The sequence below is a fragment of the Thalassobacillus pellis genome, from assembly GCF_016908295.1.
Taxonomy (GTDB): Bacteria; Bacillota; Bacilli; order Bacillales; family Halobacillaceae; genus Thalassobacillus; species Thalassobacillus pellis.
The window spans coordinates 1-15,269 of the sequence record NZ_JAFBDO010000011.1; the positions used below are offsets into that span (position 1 = coordinate 1).

Here is a 15,269-nt window from a genome sequence, read left to right on the forward strand (position 1 = left end):
ATTCTTACGTCAGTCTTAGAGAAACCGCCGTATACGGAACCGTACGTATGGTGGTGTGAGAGGACGGGGGTTAGTCACCTCCTCCTACTCGATTTGCCTGGGAAATGTAAAGATCGTGGATAATCTTCTGTATCGAGCTTCATACAGCTACAGCGCCTACTCCCTCGAGGTCTTAAGCCGATCCTCTCTGTGGCAAAGACCGCCACGACGAGGCTTGGCTTAAGCTTGTCGGGAGTGAACAGGCGCTTCCACTTTTGTTGGGCAGGGAAGTTTTACATAGGTTAGATAAAAGTGACTGGATGAAAAAAGCAGCTTCTCCGCATGCTAAGCGTGTCGTAGCTAAGGGAATTCGAAAGGAGCTGCACATCATGAGCAGACGAAGAGGGATCATGTCCGATCAACTGAAAGAAGAAATTGCGAAAGAACTTGGGTTATACGACACGATTAAATCAGAAGGCTGGGGCGGCATCACAACACGGGATGCCGGTAATATAGTGAAACGCGCCATTCAGATGGCTGAGGAACAGATGAAAAGGGAGCAGTCCTGATGGCTGCCCCTTTTTTCATAAATAAAGCATTCGGATGGCCATTTAACAATAACCTTTCCTATTGTTTGCAGCCGAATGCGTTTGCCCATTTTATCGAGAATTGTGGTACAATTTCATACAGGAATTACGATTAGAAGTAGGTGGAATCGATGCAGGTGTTAGAAAAAGCCCCAGCGAAAATCAACCTTTCCCTCGATGTCCTTCATAAACGGGATGATGGTTTTCATGAAGTGGAAATGGTAATGACGACGGTTGATCTGGCCGACCGTATTACATTGACACTGTTGAATTCCGATAAAATCATTATCGAATCGGAAAGCCGTTTTGTGCCGAACGACGAGCGGAATTTAGCGTTTCGGGCAGCTAAGCTGGTCAAGGATACATACAACGTGAAAAAGGGTGTGAAGATCTTTATCGAAAAAAACATCCCTGTAGCAGCGGGCCTTGCAGGTGGAAGCAGTGATGCAGCTGCCGTGCTGCGTGGGGTGAACCGGTTATGGAACTTAGGGGTCGGGCTGGATGAGCTGGCAGTGCTTGGGTCTAACATCGGTTCGGATGTCTCCTTTTGTGTGTATGGCGGTACAGCTCTTGCGACCGGTCGTGGAGAGCATATAAAAATACTTCCATCGCCACCATCGTGCTGGGTAGTACTCGCCAAGCCGAGAATTGGCGTTTCCACTGCAGTCGTTTATAAAAGGTACCGTGGTGACCAGATAAAGCATCCTGATACAAAAGCGATGATTGCAGCTCTTGAACAAGAGGATTTCCAACAGGTTTGCGCAAATGTGGGAAATGTCTTGGAATCGGTAACGCTTGATTTGTATCCAGAAGTAAAACAGATCAAAGAACAGATGAAGCATGCTGGGGGAGATGCAGTATTGATGAGCGGCAGTGGTCCGACTGTTTTTGCCCTTGCTCATCAGGAAACAAGAGCTCATAGGATCTATAACAGTCTGAAAGGCTTTTGTGAGGAAGTTTATATTATCCGTTTGTTAGGGAATCGCTCCTAAACTTGATAAAACACGTATGAATCTGATAGTATAAGGTAATAACATTCGGATTCTGAGGTGTACGTATGAAAAGAAGTGAACGTCTTGTGGCAATGACCAACCATCTGTTGGATCATCCGAGAGAGCTTGTCTCCCTGCCATTCTTCTCCAGCACATATGAAGCTGCCAAATCATCGATAAGTGAAGATCTGGGCATCATTAATCAGATGTTCCAAAAGCAGGGGGTAGGATATCTGCAGACAGTTTCAGGGGCTGCAGGAGGCGTCAAATATATCCCGCAGTTTTCAAAGGGTTACAGTGAAAAGTTTGTCAATCAACTTTGTGAACGGTTAGAGGATCCAGCGCGCTTGCTTCCTGGGGGATACCTGTTTATGAGCGATTTACTTGGTGAACCGGAAACCGTACGGAATATCGGCCGGATTTTTGCTTCTGCATTTGCAGAGCGAAATGTCGATGTGGTCATGACGGTGGCGACCAAAGGAATTCCCTTAGCCTATGCTGTAGCGCAGTATCTCAACGTCCCTGTCGTCATTGCTCGAAGGGACCCGAAAGTAACAGAAGGTTCGACAGTAAGCATCAACTATGTCTCTGGTTCAACGAAAAAGATTCAGACCATGGTATTGACGAAACGGAGCCTGACAGAAGGTTCACGGGTGTTGATCATCGATGACTTCATGAAAGCAGGGGGGACGATCAACGGAATGAAGAACCTGCTTGCTGAATTCAACGCCGAAGCGGCCGGAATTGGTGTGCTGGCGGAAGCGGAAGATGAAGAAGAGGATCGTGTGGTCGATGAATTTCTATCGCTTGTCCAAATCATGAATGCTGATGATCGCAGTGGCAGTATTCGTGTTACTCCGGGTAACTTATTGGAAAAACTTAAATAATAAATTTTTTAAACCTGATTATTTATCAACCAAGTGGAAGCCCTGATGCTAAGCGTATCTGAGCTTCCACTTTTTTACATAGTGAAATAATAATTTTTTTGTATTTTGTTTATTCTGGAAATTTTTTTTGAAATAAAGAAGGAATTTATACCGTTTTGTGGAATTATGTGTAATAAGTTCTTATGACAAAAAGGTGGTGAATTTCATGGAAGTAACAGACGTAAGGCTGCGCCGTGTCAATACGGAAGGGAGAATGCGGGCAATTGCTTCTATTACATTGGACCAGGAATTTGTAGTTCATGATATCCGCGTCATCGATGGCAACAATGGTCTGTTTGTAGCGATGCCAAGCAAGCGTACACCAGATGGTGAATTCCGCGACATAGCACACCCGATCAACTCGAATACTCGAGGAAAAATTCAAGACGCAGTGCTTGAAGAATACCACCGTGCTGGAGAAGCCGAAGTGGAATATGAAGAAGCCGGAGCTTCATAAATAAAGTGAATACAACAGGGGGTCTAACTTCATAGAGGTTAGGCTTCTTTATTTTTTATTGGATATGAAAAACTAACATTTACGGCGGACGATTAAAGGAGAGTTTTTCTAATATCGAAAATATTACATATTCAGAAGTCGGGCTCGGTGTTTATCGGGTTTATTTGTGTTTTATTCCAATAGTTGGATTCCCTATAGAATAACAAGCCTTTTGTTGAAATAACCCCCATTTTGAGATATGATTTTTATGGATAAATAGGATGGAGGGTTACTTTCATGTCGAATAGATATGCCGTCGTACTTGCGGCTGGCCAAGGTACGCGGATGAAGTCCAAATTATACAAAGTATTGCATCCCGTATGCGGCAAACCGATGGTACAACATGTGGTAGACCAGCTGAATAAGCTGGAGTTAAATGAATTGATCACTGTAGTCGGTTTCGGCGCGGAAAAAGTTCAGGATCAAATAGGTGACGATAGTCATTATGTTGTTCAGGAAGAGCAGCTTGGCACTGGTCATGCTGTACAGCAGGCGGAAGAAATACTGGCCGATAAAGAAGGCACAACCGTAGTTGTTTGTGGTGATACGCCATTATTGACAGGTGAGACTTTACAAGCTCTTCTCGACCACCATGATCATGAAGGGGCAAAAGCATCGGTGCTTACAGCACATGCGCAGGACCCGACTGGCTATGGCCGCGTCGTTCGTGGTGCGAGTGGAGAAGTAGAACGAATTGTTGAGCATAAAGATGCCGATGATAAGGAAAAGGCTATACAGGAAATCAACACAGGCACATACTGCTTTGACAACAAAGCGCTTTTTGAAGCACTGAATAATGTTTCCAATGATAATGTACAGGGAGAATATTATCTTCCGGATGTTATTGAAATTCTAAAGAATAATGCAGATAAAGTAAGTGCATACCAGACATCGGACTTTTCAGAAACGCTCGGTGTCAATGACCGTGTCGCCTTAGCGCAGGCAGAAAAGACGATGAAACGCCGTATCAATGAGCAGCATATGCGTAACGGGGTAACATTAATTGATGTCGACAATACTTATATAGGGCCAGATGTCTCTATTGGACAAGATGTCGTTATTCACCCAGGCTGTGTAATCGATGGCGAAACGACGATCGCCAGTGATGCTGTTATCGGTCCGCATACAACTATCAAAGACTGCCAGGTTGGTGCGGAAACGGTCATCAAACAAAGTGTTGCTACAAATAGTAAAATCGGCAAGCGTGTCCAAGTTGGCCCGTTTGCCCACATTCGCCCAGATTCCGACCTTGATGACGATGTGAAGCTAGGTAATTTTGTTGAAGTGAAGAAAGCAGCGTTTGGACAAGGAAGCAAGGTTTCCCATTTAAGCTATATTGGAGATTCTGAAGTCGGAAGCGGTGTCAACATCGGATGTGGTACAATTACCGTGAATTACGATGGGACGAACAAGCACTTGACCACGATAGAAGATGATGCATTCATCGGCTGCAACTCCAACTTGATCGCACCTGTGACTGTTGGAAAAGGAGCCTATGTAGCTGCAGGATCAACGATCAACAAGGATGTGCCATCGGAGGCACTTTCCATCGCACGTGCTCGTCAGGAAAATAAAGAAGGCTATGCCTCTAAATTGAAATCTAAAAATGACTAATGGAGGGTTATGATAATGGCAACTGGTTACAAGGATCCATCTTTGAAGGTTTTTAGTTTGAATTCCAATCCTTCCCTGGCAAAAGAAATTGCCGAAAATATAGGGACGGAATTAGGGAAATGTTCCGTTTCGACTTTCAGTGATGGAGAGATACAAATTAACATCGAAGAAAGCATTCGCGGATGTGACGTCTATGTCGTGCAATCAACCTGCGCGCCGGTTAACCAGCATATCATGGAATTATTGATTATGATTGATGCCCTGAAACGTGCTTCTGCTCGTACGATCAATATCGTCATGCCATACTATGGATATGCACGCCAGGACCGTAAAGCCCGCTCCCGTGAACCGATTACATCGAAACTTGTAGCTAACCTGTTGCAGACTGCCGGGGCCACGCGCGTGCTGATGCTTGACCTGCATGCTCCGCAAATCCAGGGCTTTTTCGATATCCCAATCGACCACCTTGTCGGAGTACCGATTCTATCTGATTATTTTGAGGAGAAGAACTTTGACGACATCGTCATCGTATCCCCGGACCACGGAGGAGTGACGCGTGCACGGAAAATGGCAGATCACTTGAAGGCTCCTATTGCCATCATTGATAAACGCCGCCCGCGACCAAACGTCTCCGAAGTGATGAATATTGTCGGTAACATTGAAGGAAAAACGGCTATTTTGATTGATGATATCATTGATACCGCTGGTACGATTACCCTTGCAGCTAATGCGCTTGTGGAAAACGGTGCAAGAGAAGTGTATGCGTGTTGTACTCATCCAGTCCTTTCTGGACCTGCGATTGAACGCATCGAAAACTCCAAAATCAAGGAATTAGTGGTAACCAACACGATTCCTCTCAGCGAAGATAAGAAAATTGATAAGGTTACGGAATTGTCTGTCGCGCCGTTGATCAGTGAAGCGATCATCCGTGTGCACGAGTTCAAATCCATCAGTATTCTTTTTGATTAATTATTAACTGACTCCAACGTCGTCAATGAAGGAAACAGGATTTTCAGCTGCATTTTAAAAAACAGGTTTACGTCCAACATCGAAAGGGAAACATGATTGAATAGATGGTTTTTATTTCTATGGAGGGTGATTAACTTGGCAATTAAATTAAAAGCGAATCAAAGAAAAGACTTGAAAAGTTCTACCAGCAGAGAACTACGGCAAGAGGGGAACGTTCCTGCAGTCGTATATGGAAAAGATAAAGAACCTGTCACCGTTAGTGTCAACAGCATTGAGTTATTAAAAACAGTACGTGACGAAGGACGTAACGCCATTATTTCCCTAAACGTTGAGGGAGATAAAACAGTTGACGTCATGCTTCATGAATATCAAATCGATCCGCTAAAGGATGAATTAATCCATGCCGACTTCTATATCGTGGATATGGAACAGGAAATGGACGTCGAAGTACCAGTCCATCTGGACGGGGAGTCGGTCGGTTCCAAAGAAGGCGGCGTACTTCAGCAGCCGCTTTATCATCTGCAGGTCCGCGCTAAACCAGGGAATATTCCAGAGGAGATCAAAGTTGATGTTTCTGAGCTTGAGGTCGGAGACAGCATCATGGTCAGTGACTTGAAGCAAGGCAAAGACTATGAAATCCTCGATGATGAAAACCAGACCATTGTTTCTGTCACACCACCGGAAGAAATGCCGGAAGAGCCGGAAACAGAAGATGAAGGTGCAGAACCTGAACTTGTCGGTGCGGAAGATAACAATGAAGGTGGAAATGAAGAAACGGAACAAGGCGAAGATAAAGAATAATATCAATTTCATAAAAAAGGGGCGTGACATTGCGTTACGTCCTTTTTTATACTTATAAGAAAGTTTAAATTTGTTAAAGGGTTAAAGAATAAGTGAAAACTAAGGCTTTCGCCATCAGGATTTGGCGACAAGCCAATATTTTTAAAGACATTGAAATGACTATTATAATCAAATGTTATAATAACTAGTAACAAAGGAAGTTGAAAATATGAAATGCATTGTCGGATTAGGAAATCCCGGGAAAAAATACGCACAGACCCGGCATAATGTCGGTTTTATGGTCATAGATCAGTTTGCGGATAACAACTCCTGGGAACTGAAGCAGGAAAAATTCAAAAGTCAGTATGCATTGGAACATATCAACGGGGAAAAAGTACTCCTCCTCAAACCGCAGACCTATATGAATTTATCAGGTGTCGCTGTCCAGGCGTTCGCCGACTATTACGGGTTCGGTCCTGAAGATATACTTGTGGTCTACGATGATCTTGATCTTCCGACAGGGAAAATCCGTCTTCGCCAAAAAGGCGGCCATGGCGGCCATAACGGAATCAGGAATATCATCGACCAGCTGGATGATAAGACGTTTAAGCGTCTTCGCGTCGGAGTTGGCAGACCCTCTGTACCGATGTCGGTTGTTGATTATGTTCTTGGAAAGTTTGATAAAGACCAAAAGGATGCTGCACAGGACAGTATCCAAAAAGCTGCTAAAGCCTGTGAAGCATGGCTGGATCAGCCGTTTGACCAGGTTATGAATGAATTCAACCAGTAAATGGAAATGGTATGGAAAGACGTGCATGCTCATAAGCTTTAAGAATCGTATAAATAGGTGACTGGACGGAGAAACTAAGCACAATTGCTTTCTATAGGAGGTTGTGCGATGTCCATCATCTATGTGTGCCGTCATTGTAAAAGTACAGTGGGGAAATTGGAGCAGTCGGCTGCTGACGAAACAAGGCTGGGTCTAAGTGACTTAAATGCTGAGGAACGTCAGGAAATGGTCGAACTCCAGCAAAACGGTGACCTTCGCATTCAGACGATTTGTGATGATTGCGAGGAGGCGCTTGACCAAAACCCCCAATATCATGAACTGGACTCGTTTATTCAATAAGCCCAGGGAATTATGCTCTAAGAATGATGATTGCGGAGGAATCGTTTATGCAAGGGATAAAAAAATATTTGCATGCCCAGGATGATATTCAATCATTGATTTCAGGTTTTTCCTCGGGAATGCAGGAACAGATGGTTGCCGGTTTATCGGGAGCTGCCAGAAGTACGCTCGTATCCATTATCAATCAATCGCTGGATCGGCCTGTTTTGCTTGTTACGCATCAGCTTGTTCAGGCCCAGCAATTGTACGAGGATATCCAGGAAATAACGGATGAGGGGGACAAGGTCCACCTCTACCCTGTAAATGAACTGATCGCCTCAGAAATAGCCATTGCAAGTCCAGAGCTCAAAAGCCAGCGGATTGATGCCTTAAGCAAATGGTTTGAGCAGGGATCCGGAATTTTAGTGGCACCTGTAGCTGCCTTGAAACGACTGCTTCCTCCTAAATCCTATTGGGAAAACTATCGTCTCCATTTCAAAGTTGGGGAGGATATAAATGTAGAAGCATATCTTGAAAAACTGGTGGAAATGGGATATGAACGCTCAAGTATGGTGGCTTCACCTGGGGAATTCAGTATCCGCGGAGGAATTATGGATATCTATCCTCTTACTGCTGAGTTTCCATATCGTATAGAATTGTTTGATACAGAAGTAGATTCTATCCGGACGTTCGATTCTGAAAACCAGCGTTCACTTGACAAAGTGGACGAAGCTGCTATTACTCCTGCAACAGAATTACTAATAACAGAAGAAGATTTTACCCGAGCCTCTCATCGTCTAGGAGAGGCCTTGAGTCATTCCCTGAAACATTTGAACAAGGCCGAAGCCAAGCAAACCCTGAATGATGTGACGGAACATGACCTTGAACGCCTGGAGCAGCGTGAACGATTTCAGGAAATGTATAAATATATTGGACTCTATTATGACCAGCCAGAAGGATTGCTAGATTACTTGCCGGAAAATGGGTTACTAGTCATTGATGAAATGAGCAGGATACAGGAAACTGCCAATCGTCTTGATCAGGAAGAAGCAGAATGGTATCAAAGCCTCCTGGAAGCGAATCAAATCGTCCGTGACCTGTCGATTTCTTATGATTGGCAAGACGTTTGGAGCAGCATTAAGCAGCCTCGCCTTTATTTATCTGTTTTTCTAAGGCATATTCCTAATACCCATCCAGAAAATGTCGTGAACGTTTCCTGCAGGCAAATGCAGCAGTTTCATGGACAGATGAATTTATTAAAAAATGAAATGGACCGTTGGGATAAGCAGCATTTTTCCGTCATAATCATGGTGCCGAGTGAAACACGAGCAGAAAAAGTACAATCTGTCCTTGATGATTATGACATGGAGGCTGTTATTTCGAAGCATGAACCTGAGCTGCCCGTGTCAAAGCCGACGATCATGATCGGAAACATCAGCAGTGGGTTTGAGCTGCCGATGCACAAGCTTGCAGTTTTGACTGAAAATGAGCTGTTCAAAAAGAAATCAAGCAAGCCGAAACGCAGACAGAAAATTTCCAATGCAGAGCGGATTAAAAATTACCAGGAATTGAAGGTCGGAGATTATGTTGTCCACGCTAACCACGGGATCGGAAAATACCTTGGTGTGGAAACATTGACAATGAATGGCCTTCATCGTGATTTCCTGCTCGTCAAATACTCTGGCAATGATAAATTATATGTCCCGATTGAACAGATCGATCTGATCCAGAAATATGTAGGCTCTGAAGGGAAAGAGCCGAAAGTCTATAAGCTTGGCGGCAGTGAATGGGGCAAAGTGAAACGGAAGGTCCAGTCTTCTGTAGAGGACATTGCAGATGACCTGATCAAACTCTATGCCGAAAGGGAAGCATCCAAAGGTCATGCCTTCCAGGAAGATAGCGAGCTGCAGCGCGAATTCGAAGCTTCTTTCCCTTATCAGGAAACAGAAGACCAGCTGCAATGTATCGAGGAAATCAAGGTTGATATGGAAAAAATCCGGCCAATGGATCGACTGCTTTGTGGGGATGTCGGATATGGAAAAACGGAAGTGGCGATCCGGGCTGCCTTCAAGGCCGTTGCCGAGGGCAAACAGGTGGCTATCCTTGTGCCGACGACCATTCTTGCTCAACAGCACTATGAAACGATTCAGGAGCGGTTCCAGGACTTTCCTATCAATATCGGACTGTTAAGCAGGTTCCGTACAAAGAAGCAGCAGAAAGAAACTATTGACCAGATGAAAAAGGGCCAAGTGGATGTCGTCATTGGAACGCACCGGATTCTATCGAAGGATTCAAAATTCCAGGATCTTGGCTTATTGATCGTGGACGAAGAACAGCGCTTTGGGGTAAAACACAAGGAAAAAATCAAGCAAATGAAGACGAATGTCGATGTCCTCACGCTTACAGCTACACCGATACCTCGGACGCTGCACATGTCGATGCTCGGGGTAAGGGATTTATCTGTCATCGAAACACCACCCGAAAACCGTTTTCCGATACAGACATATGTTCTTGAGTATAATCCTGTGTTTATGCGCGAAGCGATTGAACGGGAAATGGCAAGGGGCGGACAGGTTTTTTTCTTATTTAATCGTGTAGAAAACATTGAACGGATGGCAGAGGAAATAGCTGCATTGGTCCCAGAGGCAAGAGTCACTGCTGCTCATGGCCAAATGAATGAAACAACACTGGAGAACGTGATGTTTTCCTTCCTGGAAGGCGAGTTCGACGTATTGGTCAGTACAACAATCATTGAAACAGGTGTTGATATTCCGAATGTCAATACGCTGATTGTCTATGACGCTGATAAGATGGGCCTCAGCCAGCTATACCAGCTCCGGGGCCGTGTCGGTCGTTCTAACCGTGTCGCCTATGCTTATTTTACTTATCAGCGTGATAAAGTGCTGACAGAGGTAGCAGAGAAGCGTCTTCAGGCGATCAAGGAATTTACAGAACTTGGGTCAGGCTTCAAGATTGCGATGCGCGATTTATCTATCCGGGGGGCAGGTAACCTGCTTGGTGCCCAGCAGCATGGATTCATTGATTCGGTTGGTTTCGACATGTATTCCCAGATGCTTAAGGATGCTATCGAAGCACGGAAGCAGGGTAAAGAACCAGAAGATATCCAGCCGTTCCAGGTAGAACTTGATTTGCAGATCGATGCTTATTTGCCTGATACCTATATATTGGACGAAAAGCAGAAAATAGATATTTATAAACAATTCCAAGCCATTGACAGTGTGGAGGATATCCATGATCTCCGTGACGAGGTGATTGACCGTTTTGGCGATTATCCGGATGAAGTGGAGAATCTGTTCCTTGTTTCATCTATGAAACTGAACGCCAAGCGTGCCAGAATTGAATCGATTTCTGAAAAGAAAAAGAAAATAGAACTGCTGATGGAAGCCGAGACAAGCCAGCAGATTGATGGCGCAAAGTTATTTGAGTATGCCAACAGCTATGGAAGAATTGTCCAATTGGGCACGGAAGATCAGAAGCTGAAGGTTACTTTCCAATGGGATAAGAGTAATTATATCCGTCGTTATCAAGTGGTGGATGAGTTCATGCAGCGTCTGCCGGACATGCAGCGTGAAGCATCTACTGCTTAACGGCTTTAAAGCAGAAATCCCTGATCAGATATAAGGCAACTGAAAAATGGAAGGTTTAGAAAAGGGATAATTTTGAAAAACGGTCTTTATGGATTTTTTTCCAGAGAGACCGTTTTTGTGTTTTAATGAAGGGAAAAACGTTCTTGAAAGCATACTTACCGCCGGGGGAGAGCATTCTGGCAGCGAACGAGCATATTTCCATGCTGGCCGATCATATTCTGGTCAGCGGGCATCCGCCTGCAAGCGGTACGTGAGAATCAACAAACAGCCCCTCTAGATAAGAAAGAAATTTAACAGTAACCTCCAAAGAGTTTCTCCTTTTTTTACCATGAAAAGGTTAAAAATTCTTTTTTTATTGGAAGAATTGGTAAGTGTGCATGCATAGGTTTTTCCTGTTGATTCATACTAAAGGCATCAATTGTAAAATGTAGTACCTTTTTCAGTAAGATATCTAAGGTCAATCATCAAGGAAAGTGAGGCTTCTCAGTTATGAAAGCAACAGGAATAGTACGACGTATTGATGATTTGGGGAGAGTGGTCATTCCTAAGGAAATCCGCAGAACCCTGCGGATCCGCGAAGGTGACCCACTGGAGATCTTTGTAGACCGTGAAGGTGAAGTCATTTTGAAGAAATATTCACCTATCAGTGAACTTGGGGATTTCGCAAAGGAATACGCGGACGCGTTATTTGATTCATTAGGCCAGCCGATATTGATTTGCGACCGCGATGAATTTATTGCTGTAGCTGGCGGATCCAAGAAAGAGTACTTGAACAAAAGCATCGGGCAGAAAATTGAACAGACGCTTGATAATCGTACCGTGTATACGGAAAAAAATGCTGGACAGGTTGAACTCGTCCAGGGTCGCGAAGAGTCGATTGCATCGTATGTAATTGCACCGATTATCGCACAAGGGGATCCTATTGGCTGTGTCGTCATTTACTCGAAAGAAGGTCCTGCGCTTGGGGAAGTGGAAGCAAAATCAGTAGAGACTGCTGCAAGTTTCCTTGCCCGTCAAATGGAGTAGGATTCCGCGTTTTTATTCCATAATAGTTGGGGAAGCTGTATGGTGTATGTCATCATACGGCTTTTAATATGGACTTTTCTGTATGATACTAGCTTTCTTCCTGTGCTATAATGGATGTTAAGAATTTGGGAAAGGCGTCCTTATATGAACGACAACCAAAACATGAAACAATTTTTTAAGGGTGCTTTCATCCTGACGATGGCAGGCTTGATAAGCAAAATATTAAGTGCAGGATACCGGATTCCACTGCAGAACATCGCAGGGGATCTGGGCTTTTATATTTATCAGCAGATATACCCTTTCCTTGGGGTGGCTATGGTTTTATCCTTGTACGGGTTTCCAGTTGCCGTTTCAAAGCTTGTGGCTGATTACAGGGAAGAAGGACGGAGTTTGTCCATTAAAGCGTTTTATGGTCCGGTCATTGGCGTGTTGCTTTTCTTTTGTGTGGGGATGTTTTTCGCCTTATATACACAGGCCGACGAGATAGCCGCCTTGATGGGTGATAAAAAGCTGAACAGCCCATTGAAGGCGGCTGCCTATGTTTTTTTGGTCATTCCCGTAACATCACTTCTGCGCGGGGTGTTTCAGGGAGAGGGTGACATGAAGCCTACAGCCCTCTCGCAAATGGCAGAACAGCTGCTTCGGGTGGCTATTATCCTCCTTTCGGCTATTTATCTGATCGATCATACTGGAATTTATGGTATAGGCATTGGGGCAGCCTTTGGGTCGATCGCCGGCACTTTGACGGCAGGAGTATTCCTGACGGCTGTGTTCCTGAAAAAAAAGCCGTGGCAGCGCGTAGATCAACGGCAGGTGTCTTTTTTTTATTATATAAAGACAATTTTTTTATACGGCGTATTTATCTGTCTGAATTATATGTTTTTGCTGCTGATCCAGATGGTAGACGCATTGACACTTGTTCCTGCGTTGGAAAACTTCGGGGTTGAAACAGACATTGCACGAGTGATGAAGGGCGTGTTCGACAGAGGTCAGCCATTGATCCAGCTGGGAACAGTTCTTGGTTCCTCACTTGCCCTGGCCTTGATTCCGACTATTACTGCCAAACGTATGGAAGAGCATCCAGACACATTCCAAAGTCATCTTCAATCTGCATTAAAGGCAAGCCTGTATATTGCATCTGGAGCGACAGTAGGATTAATCGTGTTGTTTCCTTATGTCAATATCCTGTTATTTCAGGATGCAAGCGGGACAGAAGCGTTAAGGGTCTTGATGGCTGTCATTTTGCTCGGTTCATTAGCTATTACGACCTCTTCCATTCTGCAAGGGCTGGATATGATTTATTTTACAGCTGGTGCAGTATTGGCTGGGGTATCAGTGAAATGGGGAATGAATTATTTACTCGTCCCAATCTTCGGTCTTACTGGAGCAGCCTCTGCTTCCGTGTTAGGCGCAGGTGTAATGTTAGCTCTTAACGTCAGGCGGATGCACAAGCGAATACCAAAGAAGATCTGGCATACGCTGCCTTATGCTAAATTGGCGATGTCGCTTGCGGGAATGGTCGGGATATTGATTGCAGCCATAACAGTGGAATCACTTTTTCTGAATCTGGCTTCCCGGATCAGTATTTTAGTATTCACACTGGCAGTTACCTTGGCAGGTGCAAGCATTTTTTTTGTTATATTGGTGATAAATGGGGGACTACATGAACGGGAAGTTAAGCAGCTGCCACATGGAGAATGGATCCATCACAGGCTTATAAGGGGGAAACGGAATGGGTAAGATTGACATTATCGGGCTAGGAGCTGGCGATATCGACCAGCTTCCATTAGGAATATACAAAAAGCTCCAAAGCAGCTCAGGTCACCTGCATGTCAGGACGTCTGAGCATCCTGTCCTCAATCAATTGCAGGAAGAAGGAATTCAATTTCAAAGTTTCGATGAAATTTATGAAAAATATAATCAGTTTGACTCCGTCTATCAGCACATTGTAAAGTCTCTTGTCGAATCAGCCAAGAGTCATGACATCGTGTATGCCGTGCCCGGGCACCCGATGCTTGCTGAACGTACTGTACAGCTGTTGCTTGAAAAAGAAAGTCAAGGGATAGTTGAGGTTACAATTTCCGGTGGGCACAGTTATTTGGATGATATGTTTGCATCCCTTAGAATTGACCCGATTGAAGGTTTTCAGTTCATCGATGCTACCTCGTTTGATAGGGAACAGCTCCAATACACCGGACATATCGTTTTTTCACAAGTATATGATGCGATGATAGCCTCCGAAGTCAAACTGACCTTACTAGATGATTTGCCTCCGGATCACCCGGTAACAATCGTTACAGCAGCGGGGAGTAAGGGGGAGCAAACATGGACGGTCGCTTTAGAGGAACTCGACAGGTCGGTTCAGCTTGATAATCTCACGAGCGTATATGTACCTCCAGTGAGTCCTGCTTCGTTAAATCACAAATTTTTCCGTCTGCGTGAAGTTATCCGGACATTGCGTGGACCTGATGGATGTCCTTGGGATAAAAAACAGACTCATGAATCTTTACGCAAGTATCTAATTGAAGAAGCATATGAATTCATAGACGCTGTGAATGAACTTGATGAGGAAGGAATGGTGGAAGAGCTTGGCGATGTGCTGCTGCAAGTGATGCTCCACAGTCAAATCGGAGAGGATGAAGGATTTTTTACCATTGATGACGTAATAGTATCCATAACGGAAAAAATGATCCGTCGTCACCCTCATGTATTCAGTGACGTAACCGCTGAAACGACCGAAGAAGTCCTTACTAATTGGGATGCAATCAAGCAACAGGAAAAGCAGAACAAGCCATCCTCTCTCCTCGATGATGTCCCTGCAAGTTTTCCTGCACTTTTGCAGGCGGAAGACATTCAGAAAAAGGCAGCCAAAGTCGGCTTTGACTGGCCGGAAGCTGAACCCGTCTGGAATAAAGTGGAGGAGGAATGGGAAGAGTTTAACGAGGCAAGACTTAACAACGACAATAGCGAGATGGAGAAGGAGTTCGGTGATCTTCTGTTTGCAATGGTCAATCTGGCACGCCATTATAAAATCAATTCCGAGACCGCTTTGCAGGGTACAAATGAAAAGTTCCGTAAACGATTCCGGTTTATGGAAGAAAAAGCTGGTGAAGCTGGAGAGGACATGGGTAAGCTTTCCCTGGAAACAATGGAGCAATGGTGGAACGAAGCGAAATATAACTGA

Annotated in this window: 13 protein-coding genes; all 13 read left to right on the top strand. The window is 44.5% G+C overall.

Annotated features, from left to right (window positions below; genetic code table 11):
- Positions 1-368 precede the first annotated feature (368 nt).
- Positions 369-548, top strand: coding sequence for an alpha/beta-type small acid-soluble spore protein (locus JOC33_RS19925; RefSeq protein WP_205094518.1), 180 nt, complete (start codon positions 369-371; stop codon positions 546-548).
- 149 nt (positions 549-697) lie between these two features.
- Positions 698-1,558, top strand: a complete 861-nt coding sequence (gene ispE, locus JOC33_RS19930) for a 4-(cytidine 5'-diphospho)-2-C-methyl-D-erythritol kinase (RefSeq protein WP_205094520.1) — start codon at positions 698-700, stop codon at positions 1,556-1,558.
- A gap of 65 nt (positions 1,559-1,623) precedes the next feature.
- Entirely contained in the window at positions 1,624-2,445 is an 822-nt protein-coding gene (purR, locus tag JOC33_RS19935; RefSeq protein WP_205094522.1) for a pur operon repressor, read from the top strand.
- Positions 2,446-2,650: 205 nt separating this feature from the next.
- Complete coding sequence (gene spoVG, locus JOC33_RS19940; protein WP_028781775.1) at positions 2,651-2,941, top strand: septation regulator SpoVG; 291 nt, start codon at positions 2,651-2,653, stop codon at positions 2,939-2,941.
- Positions 2,942-3,217: 276 nt separating this feature from the next.
- Positions 3,218-4,594 (top strand): bifunctional UDP-N-acetylglucosamine diphosphorylase/glucosamine-1-phosphate N-acetyltransferase GlmU, encoded by a 1,377-nt coding sequence (glmU, locus tag JOC33_RS19945; protein ID WP_205094524.1) that lies wholly within the window; start codon positions 3,218-3,220, stop codon positions 4,592-4,594.
- A gap of 15 nt (positions 4,595-4,609) precedes the next feature.
- The gene (locus tag JOC33_RS19950) at positions 4,610-5,563 is read left to right on the top strand and encodes a ribose-phosphate diphosphokinase (protein WP_205094526.1); all 954 of its coding nucleotides are present in this window, start codon (positions 4,610-4,612) and stop codon (positions 5,561-5,563) included.
- A gap of 135 nt (positions 5,564-5,698) precedes the next feature.
- On the top strand, positions 5,699-6,364 hold the full coding sequence (locus JOC33_RS19955) for a 50S ribosomal protein L25/general stress protein Ctc (protein ID WP_205094528.1): 666 nt from the start codon (positions 5,699-5,701) through the stop codon (positions 6,362-6,364).
- Between the two features lie 208 nt (positions 6,365-6,572).
- Complete coding sequence (gene pth / locus JOC33_RS19960) at positions 6,573-7,133, top strand: aminoacyl-tRNA hydrolase (RefSeq protein ID WP_205094529.1); 561 nt, start codon at positions 6,573-6,575, stop codon at positions 7,131-7,133.
- A gap of 108 nt (positions 7,134-7,241) precedes the next feature.
- A complete protein-coding gene (locus JOC33_RS19965) occupies positions 7,242-7,472 on the top strand; it encodes an anti-sigma-F factor Fin (protein WP_205094531.1) in 231 nt (76 codons plus the stop codon).
- Between the two features lie 47 nt (positions 7,473-7,519).
- Positions 7,520-11,059 carry a transcription-repair coupling factor gene (mfd, locus tag JOC33_RS19970; RefSeq protein WP_205094533.1) on the top strand — a complete coding sequence of 1,180 codons (3,540 nt, stop codon included), beginning with the start codon at positions 7,520-7,522 and terminating at the stop codon, positions 11,057-11,059.
- A 489-nt stretch (positions 11,060-11,548) separates the two neighbouring features.
- Entirely contained in the window at positions 11,549-12,085 is a 537-nt protein-coding gene (gene spoVT, locus JOC33_RS19975) for a stage V sporulation protein T (RefSeq protein WP_205094535.1), read from the top strand.
- A gap of 144 nt (positions 12,086-12,229) precedes the next feature.
- Positions 12,230-13,825, top strand: coding sequence for a putative polysaccharide biosynthesis protein (locus JOC33_RS19980; RefSeq protein WP_205094536.1), 1,596 nt, complete (start codon positions 12,230-12,232; stop codon positions 13,823-13,825).
- Positions 13,818-15,269, top strand: a complete 1,452-nt coding sequence (yabN, locus tag JOC33_RS19985) for a bifunctional methyltransferase/pyrophosphohydrolase YabN (protein WP_205094538.1) — start codon at positions 13,818-13,820, stop codon at positions 15,267-15,269. Before JOC33_RS19980 ends, yabN begins: the two co-directional genes overlap by 8 nt.